Below are 14,268 nucleotides of genomic sequence, written 5' to 3'. Positions count from 1 at the left end.
TCGCGGAAGCACCCCCACTCCAACCCTCCCCCGCAAGCGGGAGAGGGAAGCACGCCTCCTTCGTGACGACCATCAAGCCCGAATTGCTACCGTGCCCAAATCTCGGTAGTTTCCGCCTCCAAAGCAGCCCGCCCCATCGCAACAGGACGGAGAGAACCAAGTGGCGCCCATTCAGTACATCGTCGAGGGCGGTCACCGGCTCTCGGGCTCGATCGAGCCGGCCGGCAACAAGAATTCGGCGCTGCCGATCATCGCGGCTGCCCTGCTCACCGAGCATCCGGTGACGCTGGAGAACGTGCCGCGGATCCGCGACACCGAGACGCTGGTCGAGCTGGTCCGTTCCGTCGGCGCGGCCGCGGAATGGACCGCCCGCAACACGCTTCATATCCACGCCAAGAGCATCCGCGCCGCCGATCTCGATCCCGAGCTCTGCGTACGCATCCGCGCCTCGATCCTGCTCGCAGGCCCCCTGCTCGCGCGCTGCGGCGAGGTGATGCTGCCGCCGCCAGGCGGCGACGTCATCGGCCGGCGCCGGCTCGACACCCATGTGCTGGCGTTCGAACAGCTTGGCGCAAAAGTCACCGCGACCGACCGGCTGGAATTCCGCTGCCCCAAGCTCACCGGCGCCGACGTGTTCCTGGACGAACCGAGCGTCACCGCGACCGAGAACGCGCTGGTTGCGGCAGTCGCGGCTGATGGCGTTACCTATTTGCGCAACGCCGCCTCCGAGCCGCATGTGCAGGACCTCGCCAATTTCCTGGTCGCGCTCGGTGCCAAGATCGAGGGCATCGGCACCAACACCATGATCGTGCATGGTCCGGCGACGCTGGGCGAAACGACCTACCGGATTCAGCCCGACCATATCGAGGTCGGCTCGCTGATCGGTCTCGCCGCCGTGACGCGCTCGCCCCTGCGCATCGTGCGTGCCGGCGTCGAGCATCTGCGCTCGATCCGCATGGGTTTCGAGCGGCTCGGCATCGTCTGCCGCGTCGAGGGCGACGATCTCATCGTGCCGTCGAACCAGACGCTGAAAATCCAGGACGATTTTGGCGGCCACGTGCCGAAGCTGGAGGACCAGCCCTGGCCGGCCTTCCCGGCCGATCTGATGTCGATCGCGATCGTCACCGCCACGCAGTGCGAAGGCGTGATCCTGATGTTCGAGAAGATGTTCGAGTCGCGGATGTTCTTCGTCGACAAGCTGATCGGGATGGGCGCGCGCATCGTGCTGTGCGATCCGCATCGCGCCATCATCGCAGGCCCCAGCCGGCTGCATGGCGCGACGCTGAGCTCGCCCGACATCCGCGCCGGCATGGCCATGCTGCTCGCCGCGGTCTGCGCCGAGGGCACCTCCACCATCAACAACGCCGACCAGATCGAGCGCGGCTATGAGCGCATCGACGAGCGGCTGAACGCGCTGGGTGCGAAAATCCGGCGCGTGCCGGAACGGAAGGGCTGAGGCGGCTTTCAATCTGATACCGGTCTCGTGCCCCGGACGCAGCGCAGCACGTCAGTGATGCGCTGCTGAGCCGGGGCCCATGCGGTCGAGCGCAGCGCCTGTGGCTTCTGGGTCCCGGCTCGTGCTTCGCGCGTCCGGGACACGAGAGCCATGTTTTGGTCGCGCGGCTGTGCTATTTCACCCGCCATGCTCGACACGATCCAACCACAGCAGCAGCCGCAGGCCGGCGTGCAAGGCCATCTCGCGCAGGAGTTCGTCGAGACGTTGCGGCTGGCCGTGCCGATGATGCTGACGCAGCTCGGGCAGATCGCGATGATCACGAGCGATCTCGCGCTGATCGGGAGGCTCGGCGAGGATGCGGTCGCCGCTGCGGCACTTGCGCACACCGTCTATTTCGTCAGCTTCACATTTGGGCTTGGGTTAATGGCTGCGGTCTCGCCGCTGGCCGCGCAGGCGTTCGGCGCCGGCGACGTCAGACGCATCCGCCTGTCCCTGCGCGCCGGCCTCTGGGTCGCGCTGCTGATCTCGCTGCCGATGATGGCTTCGCCGCTCTATGGCGAGCACATCCTGATTGCGCTCGGACAGGCGCCGCATTCGGCCGCGCTCGCGCAGCGCTATCTGAATGGCCTCGCCTGGGGCATCGCGCCGGCACTCGGCTTCATCGCGCTGCGCAGCATGATGAGCGCGGTGAACCGGCCGCAGGCGCCGCTGTGGATCACGCTCGCGGCGATCCCCGCGAATTTAGCGCTGGTCTACTGCCTGATCCATGGCCTGCTCGGCCTGCCGGAGCTCGGCCTGTTCGGCGCGGGACTGGCAACGGCGCTCGTCAATCTCGGCACTTTCATCGCCGCGCTCGCCATCGCGGCGTGGCGCAAGCCGTTCGCCGACTATCACCTCCTAGCCCATCTGTGGCGGATCGACTGGCCCTTGATGCGTGAGCTGATCGCGATCGGCGCGCCGATCTCGTTCTCCCTCCTGCTGGAATTTGGCCTGTTCTCTTCGGCAGCGCTCTTGATGGGACTGATCTCGACCACTGCGCTGGCCGCGCACCAGATCGCCCTTCAGGTCACGGCCGTGCTGTTCATGGTTCCGCTCGGCATCGGCATGGCCGCGACGGTGCGGGTCGGCCATGCCTTTGGCCGTAACGAGCCGGCCGGCGTCCGACGCGCGGGCCTCGTCGCAGCCGTGCTCGGGATCGCGTTCGTCGCAGGCCTGACGGTTGCCATCATCCTCGGCCGCTATGAGCTGGGACGGCTGTTCTTCGGCCGCAGCGAGGCCAGCGCGCCGACCGTCGAATTGACCGCAACACTTTTGCTGGTCGGCGCAACCTTCTTCATTGCGGACGCGCTGCAGACCATCATGGCCGGCGCGCTGCGCGGCATCAATGACACAAGGATGACACTGGTGTTCGCGGCGATCGGCTATTGGTGCGTCGGTTTCCCCATTGCCTGGGCACTGGCTTTCCACGCCGGCCTCGGCGCGGTCGGCGTCTGGGTCGGATTGTCGGTCGGATCGTTCGTCTATGCCGGACTCTTGATCTTGCGATTCCGTATGCTGACGCGCAAACTGGTGGGATGACCGGACAAGTTCACGAAATCACCCCCAATGTCGATGCCGGCGCGGTGCTATCGGGCGCGCAGTTCATCGACGCGTTTCGTGCAGAGGTCGGCGCGACGCAATTGAGCGCCCGCGAGGCCTGCACCCGAATGATGCTGCATGGGCCGCGCTGGGTCGATGCGCTGACGCGCTTGCGCAACATCCTAGTGACGCCCTTCGGCTTGAAAAAATCGGGCGAAGGCGCCTACGCGCCCGGCGGCCTCATTGGCCTGTTTCCGGTACTGAGCGAGACGCCGGAGCGGCTGGTCGCCGGCTTCGACGACTATCATCTCGATTTCCGTATCGTGGTTGATGTCGCCGGCGAAGCGATGCTTCGCCACGTCACGGTGACCACTCTGGTGAAGACGAATAATTTCCTCGGACGAACTTACCTCACACTCATCACGCCGTTCCACAAGCTCGTGGCCCGCAGCATTATGGGATGCATCGTGGAGCCGGCGCGATGACGCTGTCCGTCGACCTCTTCTTTTCCTTTCGCAGCCCGTACAGCTATCTGGCGCTGCCGAGGACGCTGAAGCTGGTCGAGGAGTATGATCTCGCGGTCAACCTGCGGCCGGTCTATCCGATTGCGGTGCGCGTGCCCGGTTTCTTCAAGAAGGCCAGCCCGCAATTCGCGCGCTACATCGTGCTGGATAGCCGCCGCGTCGCCGAGCATGCGGGCATTCCATTTCGCTTTCCGCGGCCCGATCCTATCGTCCAGGACATGACGACGCTCGATGTCGCGGCCGAGCAGCCCTATATCCACCGCCTGACCCGACTGGGTGCGATGGCGCAGCTCGAGGGCCGCTCGCTTGCGTTCGCTGACGCGATCGCGCGCGTTCTGTGGGACGGCTCGGTCGCGGGCTGGAACGAAGGCGATCACCTCGCGCGCGCCGCCGGGAAAGCCGGCTTCGATCTCGCCGTGATGGATGCCGCCATCAGCGCCGATCCCGATCGCTACGAGCAGGTGATCACGGAGAACGAGAGGGATCATGCCGCCTCCGGCCATTGGGGCGTGCCGACCTTCGTGTTCGCAAACGAGCCGTTCTTCGGCCAGGACCGCATCGATCTCCTCGTCTGGCGCCTGCAAGGCAAGGGCCTGACGAGAAGATAGCTCACTCCCCGACCTTCACCGGCCCATCCACTGCTGCCTCCGACCATTCGCCGACGACGCGGTCGAGATCGCAGAGATTCTGGTGCATCTGCTCCAGCGAGAAGCCAAGTGCGAAGAAGCGCTCGGCGGTGTCGCCGGGATGGCCGCGGATCACGCCATCCTGGCGCACGGCCGCGACCGCCTCGGAATAATGCTGAAGCGCGACGTGCACGGGATGGATCGGCGGCGCACCGGCGCCCTCGCGCAAGGCTTCGGCCGCCGCTCTCAGGAAGCGCAGGATCGCCGTGCTGACTTCTGCCAGCGGGCCGGCGAGCCTGACCTGCACCTCGACCGGCAGCGGCACCACGGTGGCGCGGCCGATCATCACGACGTCGTGGCGCAGCCGCAGGATCGTGCGCAGCAGCGGGCCGGTGTCGGGACCGCCCGACAGCCGCGCCGAACGCTCACGCTCGGCCTCAGCACCGATCGCATTCATGCCCACCATGGCGGTGCCGATGCCGTCCTGGATCCGGTGCAGCGCATCGTTGTCGCGGCCGCGGGTGAGGCCCGCGAGCAGCTCGGTAAAAGCTTCCGCGATCAGCTCGAGCAGCTTTGCCGCGCTGGCGCGGATCTGCCGTACCGCGCGCGATGGCAGTACCAGGAACGAGACCAGAAGCCCGGTGATGGCGCCGACCGAAACCTCGCTGACGCGATCGATCGCCGAGGCCATGGGATCGGCGTGATGCATGCTCGGAAGCACGAGCACGATCACGGCCGTCACCGTTGCAGAGCTCAGGTTCGGATAGAGCGACGAGAGAAAAGCAAGCGGCGCAACGGCCAGCACCAGCAAACCCAGAAGACCAAGTTCGCTGGAGTAGGGGATCAGGATTGCGATAGCGCCACCATAGACCGCGCCCCCGATCGTCCCGAGCATGTAGTCGCGCGTCGCCTTCAGCGAGCGCCCGACGCTCATCTGGGTCACGATGATGGAGGTGAGGACGGCCCAGAGCGGCAACAGCAGATGCAGAGCGGTGGCAAGTGCATAGGCCGCGGTGGCCGCGACCGTGACCCGGACCGCCAGCCCCAATTGCGTCTTTCGCGCCCCGACCCAGTCGAACAGCTGTCCTGCGAATGCCATCGTCAAACGTCCCGATCCTCGTAACCAGCCCAAAGCATAGCTGATGCCCGCGGCCCCAAGGCCGCTTGAAAGGCAAAATCAGCCCGCCTAATTTGCCGGCCAAAACGAGGAAACACGATGGCTCACGAAACCGCAACGCTTGCCGCCTATGTCGCCAACCTGAAATATCAGGATATTCCGGCGGAGGTGCTGGATCGCGCCAAGGTGCTGACGCTGGATTTCCTCGGCAGCGCCATCCGGGCGCGGAGCGAGGCGGAATCGACCCCGTCGATCCTGAAGATGCTGGAAGCGCTCGCGCTCGACACCAAGGGCGACTCCACCGTGTTCGGCGATGCCAAGACCTGGACACCGGCGGTGGCGGCCCTGCTCAACGGCGCGCTCGGCCATTCCCTCGATTTCGACGACACACATGCGGATTCCTCGCTGCATCCGAGCGCTCCGGTGGTTCCGGCCGCGTTCGCCGTCGGCGAGATGGTCGGCGCCTCCGGACGCGACGTGCTGACCGCGATCGTCGCGGGCTATGAGGTCTGCTGCCGGCTTGGCAACGCGCTCGACCCGACCTCGCATTATGCGCGCGGCTTTCATCCGACCGCGACTGCCGGCACTTTTGGCGCGGCTGCTGCGGCGGGCAAGCTGTACGGCCTCTCCGAGGCGCAGATCATCGCCGCCTTCGGCGTCGCGGGCAGCCAGGCGGCGGGCTCGCTGCAATTCCTGATGAACGGCGCCTGGAACAAGCGCTACCAGGTCGGCGCTGCCGCGATGAACGGCGTGATCGCCGCAACGCTGGCGCGCAACGATTTCGTCGGCGCGACGGAATCGGTCGAAGGCAAGCACGGCCTGCTCGCCGGCTACACCGACGACGCGCATCCCGACAAGGCGGTCGCCGGGCTCGGCAGGACCTACGAGACCATGAAGATCGGCGTCAAACCGTATCCGAGCTGCCGCTACACCCATGCCGCAATCGACGCGCTGATCGCGATGCGGCGCGAGCACAATCTGACGCCCGATCAGGTCAAGCGCGTCGAGATCGGCCTGCACCGCAACGGCATCACGCTGACCGGCGATGCCGCCACCAAGCGGCATCCGACCTCGATCGTCGGCGGCCAGTTCTCGATGTTCTTCACCGGCGCGCTCGCGCTCGACCAGGGCTCGTTCGGCTGGGACGATTACAACCGCCTCGGCGACGCCGCGATCGACGCGCTCGCCGACAAGTTCGATGTGGTTCAGGACGACCGGCTCGAGGTCGGCCGCACCCATCCCTTTGGCGCGCGCGTCAGCATCACCACGGATGATGGTGTGCACGAGCGCCTCTACGCCGATCCCTCGGGCGAGCCGACATCGTTCCCGGATGCGCAGGCGATGCAGCAAAAATTCCTGACGCTGGCGCGGCCGGTGCTGAATGCGCGGGCCGACAAGTTCGCCGATGCGATCATGACGCTGGAGCGATTCGATCGCGTGGCGAAGGCGACGGAGCTGGGGCGGCAGTAGCCGCCTAGTTCGCGCCCGCCAGCTTCCCCTTCTCGCGCGTTATCGCCACGACATCGCGCACGAGATCGAACACACCATCGGCGTCCGGCGGCGCGTTCGGCGAGCGGCCGAGGCGCACGATCACCAGCCGCTCCGACGGGATCACGATCGTGTACTGCCCAATCGTGCCCTTGGCGAAGAAGGCATCGCGCGGCCAGCCGTGCTTGATTCGAAACTTTGCGCCAAGGCTGTCGCCCCGGTTGGTCCAGAAGCCGGCGCCGATGCCGACCCAGGCATTTGGCGTAGCCGTCGCGGAATAGTTCACCCAGCCCTCGGGAAGGATGCGCTGGCCACCGGCAACGCCGTCGTTGAGATAGAGCTGGCCGAGGCGCGCCCAGTCGCGCGCGGAGGCCAGCATCTCGCCGGAGCCCTCGATCGTGCCGGCACCGTCGAGCTGGAGCGTGACGTGGTTCATGCCGAGCGGTGCGAACAACTCACGGCGCGCAAAACGCAGCGCATCTTCGGGCTTGCCGCCGGCGGCGTTGCGGATCAGATGCGCGATCATGATGGTGTTGCCGTCGTGATAATTCCACACCGTGCCCGGCGCGGTGGCGAGCGGCATGCTCGCGGCATAGGTGGCCATGTCGTCCTCGACGTATTTCATGACATTGACCGGCTCGAGCACGGAGCCGAGCGAGGCCTGCAGAGAGCTTCCGAGCGCAATGCCTGCGGTGTGACGCAGCAGCTGATCGACCGTGATGGCATGGCGCGGGTCATCCGGATTTTTCCAGGCGGCGATTGGCGCGGGCCCGTCGAGCTTCAACTTGCCCTGGCGCACGAGGATGCCCGTCAGCGCTGACATCACCGACTTCGTCATGGAGAAACCGAGCAGCTGCGTCTCCGGCCCGACACCTTCGGCGTAGCGCTCGGCGATGATGCCGCCGGCCTTCATGACGACGATCGCGCGGGTGCGGCGATACGGCGGCTGCGCGGGCTCGGCGAAGGCGCGGTCGAGCGCGGCCGACAGTTCCTCGCTTTGCGGCGATACGAGACCCGGACCGGCGATCTCAGGGAGCAACGCCGGCTGTTTGTCATCCGGCGGCAACGCGACGTCGGTGATCCCCTGGCCGTGCTCGAGCGTGCAGCCAAGCCCCTCGCGATAAACGGCACGGCTGCGGCCGATGCCGAACAGCGTCACGGTGACATCCTTGCGGGTGCGATCGATCTGCAAATTCATTGCCCAGGTCAGGAGGCCGGTGCCCGGCATCGCGTCGGTGGTCTCGGCGAGGTTGCGCTGGGGATCCAGGCCGGAGACGAACGTCTCCGAGCAGAGCGTGTCGGCGATGAAGCCGGTGGCAACCTTGGGCACGTCACGCGCCCGCGCCGCGCCGAGCGCGAGGCCGGCACAGGCGATGGCGGTGGTGAGGAGGACGATCTGGCGGCGACGGGTCACGGGCTTTCTCCGGCTGCGGGACGAGTGCGGCAGAGCAGGCCGGATCCGGGCGAACCACGCTCGCCGGATTTGAAAAGCGACCTCGTCGAAACTGATCAGGACTGTTCGATTTCGAAATTCCTACGTGATTCCAATCCCTTAAGATCACCGCATCGCCACGACGTACTGCGCTCCCTCGCCCCGTTCTTACATGAGACTGCCGGCCGACCTGTACCCCCTCACCCGAATTCGATCTGCGATCGAATTCGACCTCTCCCCGCAGGCGGGGAGAGGTTAAGAAAACTTAGGCTGCATCGGCCTTGAGCCGCCGGTACTCCGTCGGCGTGACCCCGGTCACCGCCTTGAAGGCGCGGTTGAACGGGCCGAGGGACTGGAAGCCGGCGTCCATCGCGATGGTGATGACGGGAACCTCGGCCTGGGTGGGGTCGGCCAGCGCGGCCTTGGCCTCCTCGATGCGGTGGTTGTTCAGGAACACATTGAAGTTGCGATAGCCGAGCCGCTGGTTGATCAGCCGGCGCAACCGGTATTCCGGAATCTTCAGCCGGCCTGCCAGCACGCCGATGGTGATGTTCTCCTGGCGGTAGATCCGGTCGTCCGCCATCAGCCGCATCAGGGCGTCGATCAGCCTTTGATCGGCGGCGTCATCGGCCGCAGGCTGACTGAAAACAATCGGCGGTGTGAGCTCCACTGCTGCCGGAAAGAGATCCGCCCCGTCAACGCGCATCATGGCATAGACGATCGCAGCGACGGTACAGGTAAGCACGCCGGCATTGATGGTTTCGGCGACATCGCCGACGTGGTGGCCGGCGACGGCGATCTGGAGCAACGCGTTCAGCCCGCCGTACAGCGCGATTGCGCAGACGACGAAGACGCGAACGCGGCGGCGGCGCTCGACCAGGTCGGCCGGCCAGGATGCGATCATCTGTCCGACCGCCAGCGCGATGAAACCAAGCACGATCAGATTGACCACCGTCACCGAGAACCGCACATGGCCGCTGGGTGCAATCCAGACGCAGCCTGCGAAGCTGAAGGCCGCCACCAGCGCCCAGATGCCTCCGTGCCACCAGCGGAGACGAAACTCGTCGTCGAACAGGGAGCGCGTGAACAGCCAGAACACCACGATGTCGCCGGTCGACAACGCGATCAGCGGTGCATGCCAGAGCGGGATCCGTGACGTGACATCCACCGAATAACTCACCGCATGCACGGCCGAGCCGAGCGCGAAGGCCACGCCGAGGCGAGCTGTGAGCACTTTGCGAAAGTCCCGTAACAGCGACGCCGCCAGCATCAGCAGCAGCGCGACGCTGGCGGCGCGAAAGGCGAGATCGAGGGCGGCTGTTGTCATCGAATGCTGCGCGTGAGTAGTGTGAGCGGCCCGAACATCGTCCGTCAGGCTCAGTTTTTCAAGGACCATCCTCACAGCAACTGTCATCGCCCGGCCCGACCGGGCGGTCCAGTACTCCGAGACGGTTGTGACCGAATCGATGGGCCACGGCGTCCTGGATGCCCCGCTTTCGCGGGGCATGACAGCGGAGGATGTGCTTCAGGCATTGTTGCGACGGCGATGCGAAATTCTGCTATGATCGAATTCAAGAAAGTCAAACAGGAGTCCACCATGAGCTGGCAACCCTCCAACGATCCCGTGCTCGGCGATCCCATGTCCTGCGACGCGCTCGATCTCGTCATCGTGCCGCGCACCCGCGACCTCGGCGATGGATTCGAGGTGCGGCGCGCGCTGCCGCATGGCAAGCGGCAGATGGTCGGGCCGTTCATCTTCTTCGATCATTTCGGACCGGTGCAGTTCGTCTCCGGCAAGGGCATGGACGTGCGGCCGCATCCGCATATCGGGCTTGCCACCGTCACCTATTTGTTTGACGGGTCCATCATGCATCGCGACAGCGAGGGCAACGTGCAGGAGATCGCGCCCGGCGCGATGAATCTGATGACGGCGGGCCGCGGCATCGCGCATTCCGAGCGCACGCCGGACGCGCAGCGCGCCGCGGGCCAGAAGATGCTCGGCCTGCAGAGCTGGATCGCACTGCCGGCTGGATCAGAAGAGATCGATCCCTCGTTCCAGCACTATGCGGCGGGCGAACTGCCGATGATCTCCGAGCGCGATTTCACCGCGCGGGTGATCGCCGGATCCGCCTTCGGCATCACTTCGCCGGTCAAGATGGTCTCGCCCTGGTTCTACACCGAGGTCACGGCGGTCGCCGGCGCGACCGTGCCGCTCGACCCTGACCACGAGGAGCGCGCGATCTACATCGTCGATGGCGAGGTCGAGATCGCGAACGAGCGCTACGAAGGGCCGCGGCTGCTGATCTTCCGGCCCGGCGACCGCATCACCGTGAAGGCGCTGAAGGCCACGCGGATGATGTTTCTCGGCGGCGATGCATTGGAGGGCCCGCGCCACATCTGGTGGAATTTCGTCTCCTCCAGCAAGGAGCGGATCGAGCAGGCCAAGCAGGACTGGAAAACCGGCCGCTTCACCGCGGTTCCGCAGGAACATGAGTTCATTCCGCTGCCGGAATAGGCTAATCCGGTGTCCGGTCGCGCTGTCCGGCGCGGCCGGATTTCCTGCGCGAAAGCCAAGTCTGCGAAAGCTTTGCGATGACCACGATGCTGTCCAGCGACCTGCCCCTGACCAAGATCGGGCGTGGCAAGGTGCGCGATATCTACGCTGTCGACGACGACCGCCTGCTGCTGCTCACCACCGACCGCATCAGCGCCTTCGACGTCGTGATGGGCGAGACCATCCCGATGAAGGGCGCGGTGCTGACCCAGATCAGCGGGTTCTGGTTCAGAAAGCTCGAAGGCGTGGTGCCGCATCACATGATCAGCGCCGACACCGACGAGATCATCGCAGCCGTGCCGGCGCTTAAAGCCCATCGTGCCGAAATCCTCGGCCGCGCCATGCTGTCCCGCCGCACCACCGTGTTTCCGATCGAATGCGTGATCCGCGGCTATCTCTCAGGCTCAGCCTGGAAGGAATATGCCGGCTCCGGCACGCTTGCGGGTGAAAAGTTGAAGGCCGGCCTCGTCGAGAGCGAGAAGCTCGAGCCCTCGATCTTCAGCCCGGCGACCAAGGCCGAGACCGGCCATGACGAGAACATCACCATCGCTAGGATGCGCGAAGTCGTCGGCGACGACGTCGCCACCACGCTCGAAAGCATGACGCGTGCGATCTACACGCTCGGCGAAGAGCTGGCGCGCGAGCAGGGCATCATCATCGCCGACACCAAGTTCGAGTTCGGCCGCGACAAGGACGGCCGCATCATCCTGATCGACGAAGTCATGACGCCGGATTCGTCGCGGTTCTGGGCCGTCGATGCCTATAAGCCCGGCCAGCCGCAAGCGAGCTTCGACAAGCAGCCGCTGCGCGACTATCTCGACGTCGAGCGCCGCGCCGGACGCTGGAACGGCGACGCCCCGCCGCCGCCGCTGCCCGCGAGCGTCGTGGATGCAACCAGCAAGCGGTATCTGGAAGCGTATCGGCGCGTGACGGGGACGGAGCTGAAGATTTAGCCGCGCTGTTTATTGTCGTCCCGGCGAAGGCCGGGACCCATACCGCGAGGTGTCTCGATCGCGGGCAGTGCCAATCCCGAACAACCAATCTTCGCCAAACTCTTCCCTGGGGTAACGGGTCCTGGCTTTCGCCAGGACGACATCAGAGTGTGCATTTCGGTTTTTCCATCGACCATATGATCGACCGTTCACACGCGGAACGCCGCAGAACTGTCGGATACTTCATATTTGCAAGAATCCTGTTGCGCTAGGCTCGCACTCGTCTACCTCTCCGGGCAGGCATTTTCATGAGCGAGTTTCAGGGCATGACAGATCCGGCAATTGGCTTTGGTCCGGTCGCGGGGATCAATCCGTCCGTCAAGCGTGCACTGAATGATATGTTGGGGGGAAGTGCTGCGAGCGTCCTCACCGTCACGTTCGGGCTGTCCTATTCGCTGCTGATCTTCGCCGGCCCTCTCTCGCCCTATCTGTCCTACGGCATCGCTGCGACCTTCATCAGTTCCGCGGTGCTTGCCGCCGTGATCGGGCTCGGCAGCTCCCTGCCCTTCGCGATTGCCGCGCCGGACAGTTCGACCGCCGCCGTCACAGGAATCCTGGCGGCCTCGCTGGTCGAGCACATCGAGTCGGCCAATCCGTCGGCACCGCTGCTCTCGCCGGTCCTGATCACGCTCGGCCTGTCGACCATACTCACTGGCGTCGTGCTGTGCGGGCTGGGCCTGACGCGGATGGGCCGCGCCATCCGCTACGTGCCCTATCCCGTGGTCGGCGGCTTCCTCGGCGCCACCGGACTTCTCATCGCTCTCGGTGCGATCAGGGTCATCACCAATTACCCGGTGCAGCTCTCGACACTGCCCCGCTTCGCCAACGGCACCACGCTGCTGGAGCTCGGCGCCGCCTGCGCGATGGCGCTGGTGCTGTACCTGACCTGGCACCGCTCGCGGAATCCGTTCGGTCTGCCGATCATCCTGGTCGGCGGCGTGATCACGGCACATGTGGCGTTCTGGATTTCGGGTGTCTCGCTCGACCAGGCCCGGTCCCTGGGCTGGACGTTTCAGCCGCCGCCGCAGGCCGCGTTCATGCTGCCCTGGCACACCGACGAACTCGCCCAATATCCCTGGTTTGCCGTGCCGGACCTGCTCGGCAATCTCGTCGCCGTCATCTTCGTCACGGCGTCGAGCACGCTGTTCAACACCACCGGCATCGAGGTCGCCGTGCACCGCGAAGCCAATCTGGAGCGCGAGCTGAATGTCACGGGCGCGGCCAACATCCTCAGCGGCGTGCTCGGCGGCTATACCGGCTGCAGCTCGATCAGCCGCTCGATCCTCAACCTCTCCAGCGGCGGCCGCGGACGGCTGTCCGGCCTCACCGCCTCGGCGCTGTCGCTGCTGATGCTCGCGGTCGCGCCCGAGCTGCTCGGCTTCATTCCGAAATTCGTGCTCGGCGGCTTGCTCCTCTATCTCGGCGCCGACCAGCTGCACAAATGGATCATCGAGTCGCGCAAGCGGCTTTCGAAGCTCGAATATCTGTCGCTGGTCGCCATCATCGTTATCATCGTGGCCTGGGGCTTCGTGCCGGGCATCCTGATCGGGGTCATCATCGGCTGCGCGACCTTTGCCTTCAGCGCGGCGCGGGTCGAATCGATCAAGTACAGTTTTGACGGCTCTGAATATCGCTCCTCGCTCGACCGCTCGCGCGACGACCAGGAGGTGCTGCTGGCCCATGGCGGCAAGATCCAGGGACTCAATCTCCAGAGCTATCTGTTCTTCGGCTCCGCCAACCGGCTCTACCAGCACGTCAAGCAATTGCTCCATGAGCGTCCGGAGTGCCGCTATCTGCTGTTCGACTTCAAGCTCGTCACCGGTGTGGATTCCTCGGCTGCCTACAGTTTCGCGCAGATCAAGCGCAGCGCAGCCGATCTCGGCGTCGAGCTGATCCTCGTGCATCTGTCGGCCGCGGCCGAGAAGGTGCTGCGCTCCAGCGACTTCGTCGGCGACGGCGTCACCATCATTCCCGAGCTCGATCACGCGCTGGAATGGTGCGAGAACGAACTGATCTCGCAGCACCAGGGCCTGGCGCAGGAAGCGGCGAGCCTGCGCGACTGGTTCGCAAGCATTCTCGACAGCGAGGACGACGCCGACGAGCTGATCCGCCGCTGCCAGCGCATCGAGGTCGAGGCCGGCGAGGTCATCGTGGAGGCCGGTGATCCCGCCGATTCCATGCACTTCATCCTCGACGGCCGCGTCGGCATCATGGTCCCCGCCGACGACGACCGCACCACGCGCGTGCGCAGCCTGGGGCGCTACACCACGATCGGCGAGATGGGCCTGGTGTCACAGACGCCGCGCAGCGCCACCATCCAGGCCGAGGTCGACAGCGTCCTGTACGTGCTGAACACCCACCAGTTCGGCGCGATCCGGGAAGAAGACCCCGCGCTCAGCCAGAAGCTGCTGACCTATTTCGTATCGGTCATGGCCGAGCGGCTGACGTTCGCGAACCGGACGATTGCGGTGTTGCGGCGGTAGGGCGATCGCGTTTCATGG

Annotated in this window: 11 protein-coding genes; 8 read left to right on the top strand and 3 right to left on the bottom strand. The window is 65.5% G+C overall.

All coding sequences use genetic code 11. The features are described from left to right. The first annotated feature begins 160 nt into the window (after positions 1–160). From murA to ACLFLU_RS02415, 4 genes are all read left to right on the top strand, one after another. On the top strand, positions 161–1,456 hold the full coding sequence (gene murA / locus ACLFLU_RS02430; RefSeq protein ID WP_426410776.1) for a UDP-N-acetylglucosamine 1-carboxyvinyltransferase: 1,296 nt from the start codon (positions 161–163) through the stop codon (positions 1,454–1,456). A gap of 186 nt (positions 1,457–1,642) precedes the next feature. Beyond that, entirely contained in the window at positions 1,643–3,034 is a 1,392-nt protein-coding gene (locus ACLFLU_RS02425; protein WP_426414196.1) for an MATE family efflux transporter, read from the top strand. Next, positions 3,031–3,519, top strand: a complete 489-nt coding sequence (locus ACLFLU_RS02420; RefSeq protein ID WP_426410775.1) for a DUF2867 domain-containing protein — start codon at positions 3,031–3,033, stop codon at positions 3,517–3,519. The genes ACLFLU_RS02425 and ACLFLU_RS02420 overlap by 4 nt, the downstream gene beginning before the upstream one ends. Further along, positions 3,516–4,166, top strand: coding sequence for a 2-hydroxychromene-2-carboxylate isomerase (locus tag ACLFLU_RS02415; RefSeq protein WP_426410774.1), 651 nt, complete (start codon positions 3,516–3,518; stop codon positions 4,164–4,166). Before ACLFLU_RS02420 ends, ACLFLU_RS02415 begins: the two co-directional genes overlap by 4 nt. Position 4,167: 1 nt before the next feature. Here the strand turns inward: ACLFLU_RS02415 and ACLFLU_RS02410 are convergent, their stop codons facing one another. Next, positions 4,168–5,283 (bottom strand): FUSC family protein, encoded by a 1,116-nt coding sequence (locus ACLFLU_RS02410; RefSeq protein ID WP_426410773.1) that lies wholly within the window; start codon positions 5,281–5,283, stop codon positions 4,168–4,170. Between the two features lie 117 nt (positions 5,284–5,400). Between ACLFLU_RS02410 and ACLFLU_RS02405 the strand changes: the two genes are divergently transcribed. Further along, positions 5,401–6,771: an MmgE/PrpD family protein gene (locus ACLFLU_RS02405; RefSeq protein ID WP_426410772.1), complete on the top strand. Its 1,371-nt coding sequence runs from the start codon at positions 5,401–5,403 to the stop codon at positions 6,769–6,771. Between the two features lie 4 nt (positions 6,772–6,775). On the opposite strand, the gene ACLFLU_RS02400 is transcribed toward ACLFLU_RS02405, so the two are convergent. Continuing rightward, entirely contained in the window at positions 6,776–8,203 is a 1,428-nt protein-coding gene (locus tag ACLFLU_RS02400; protein WP_426410771.1) for a serine hydrolase domain-containing protein, read from the bottom strand. Between the two features lie 283 nt (positions 8,204–8,486). Next, positions 8,487–9,548 carry a helix-turn-helix domain-containing protein gene (locus tag ACLFLU_RS02395; RefSeq protein ID WP_426414195.1) on the bottom strand — a complete coding sequence of 354 codons (1,062 nt, stop codon included), beginning with the start codon at positions 9,546–9,548 and terminating at the stop codon, positions 8,487–8,489. A 270-nt stretch (positions 9,549–9,818) separates the two neighbouring features. Here ACLFLU_RS02395 and ACLFLU_RS02390 point away from each other — a divergent pair, with 270 nt between their 5' ends. The 3 genes from ACLFLU_RS02390 to ACLFLU_RS02380 all read left to right on the top strand — a co-directional run bounded on the left by ACLFLU_RS02390 (position 9,819) and on the right by ACLFLU_RS02380 (position 14,250). Continuing rightward, positions 9,819–10,736 (top strand): pirin family protein, encoded by a 918-nt coding sequence (locus ACLFLU_RS02390; RefSeq protein ID WP_426410770.1) that lies wholly within the window; start codon positions 9,819–9,821, stop codon positions 10,734–10,736. A 77-nt stretch (positions 10,737–10,813) separates the two neighbouring features. Further along, entirely contained in the window at positions 10,814–11,728 is a 915-nt protein-coding gene (locus ACLFLU_RS02385) for a phosphoribosylaminoimidazolesuccinocarboxamide synthase (protein ID WP_426410769.1), read from the top strand. Positions 11,729–12,033: 305 nt separating this feature from the next. Beyond that, a complete protein-coding gene (locus tag ACLFLU_RS02380; protein ID WP_426414194.1) occupies positions 12,034–14,250 on the top strand; it encodes an SLC26A/SulP transporter family protein in 2,217 nt (738 codons plus the stop codon). Positions 14,251–14,268 lie beyond the last annotated feature (18 nt).

Origin of the sequence: Bradyrhizobium ganzhouense, from assembly GCF_049949285.1 — a bacterium.
Lineage (GTDB): Bacteria > Pseudomonadota > Alphaproteobacteria > Rhizobiales > Xanthobacteraceae > Bradyrhizobium > Bradyrhizobium ganzhouense.
This window is presented reverse-complemented; position numbering and strand designations above follow the sequence as displayed.

Excerpts from the sequence above, each read along its gene's own strand:
- ACLFLU_RS02385 (WP_426410769.1), top strand. The coding sequence starts at position 10,814 with ATGACCACGATGCTGTCCAGCGACCTGCCCCTGACCAAGATCGGGCGT.
- ACLFLU_RS02410 (WP_426410773.1), bottom strand. The coding sequence starts at position 5,283 with ATGGCATTCGCAGGACAGCTGTTCGACTGGGTCGGGGCGCGAAAGACG.
- ACLFLU_RS02390 (WP_426410770.1), top strand. The coding sequence starts at position 9,819 with ATGAGCTGGCAACCCTCCAACGATCCCGTGCTCGGCGATCCCATGTCC.
- ACLFLU_RS02405 (WP_426410772.1), top strand. The coding sequence starts at position 5,401 with ATGGCTCACGAAACCGCAACGCTTGCCGCCTATGTCGCCAACCTGAAA.
- ACLFLU_RS02395 (WP_426414195.1), bottom strand. The coding sequence starts at position 9,548 with ATGACAACAGCCGCCCTCGATCTCGCCTTTCGCGCCGCCAGCGTCGCG.
- ACLFLU_RS02425 (WP_426414196.1), top strand. The coding sequence starts at position 1,643 with ATGCTCGACACGATCCAACCACAGCAGCAGCCGCAGGCCGGCGTGCAA.
- ACLFLU_RS02380 (WP_426414194.1), top strand. The coding sequence starts at position 12,034 with ATGACAGATCCGGCAATTGGCTTTGGTCCGGTCGCGGGGATCAATCCG.
- ACLFLU_RS02420 (WP_426410775.1), top strand. The coding sequence starts at position 3,031 with ATGACCGGACAAGTTCACGAAATCACCCCCAATGTCGATGCCGGCGCG.
- ACLFLU_RS02415 (WP_426410774.1), top strand. The coding sequence starts at position 3,516 with ATGACGCTGTCCGTCGACCTCTTCTTTTCCTTTCGCAGCCCGTACAGC.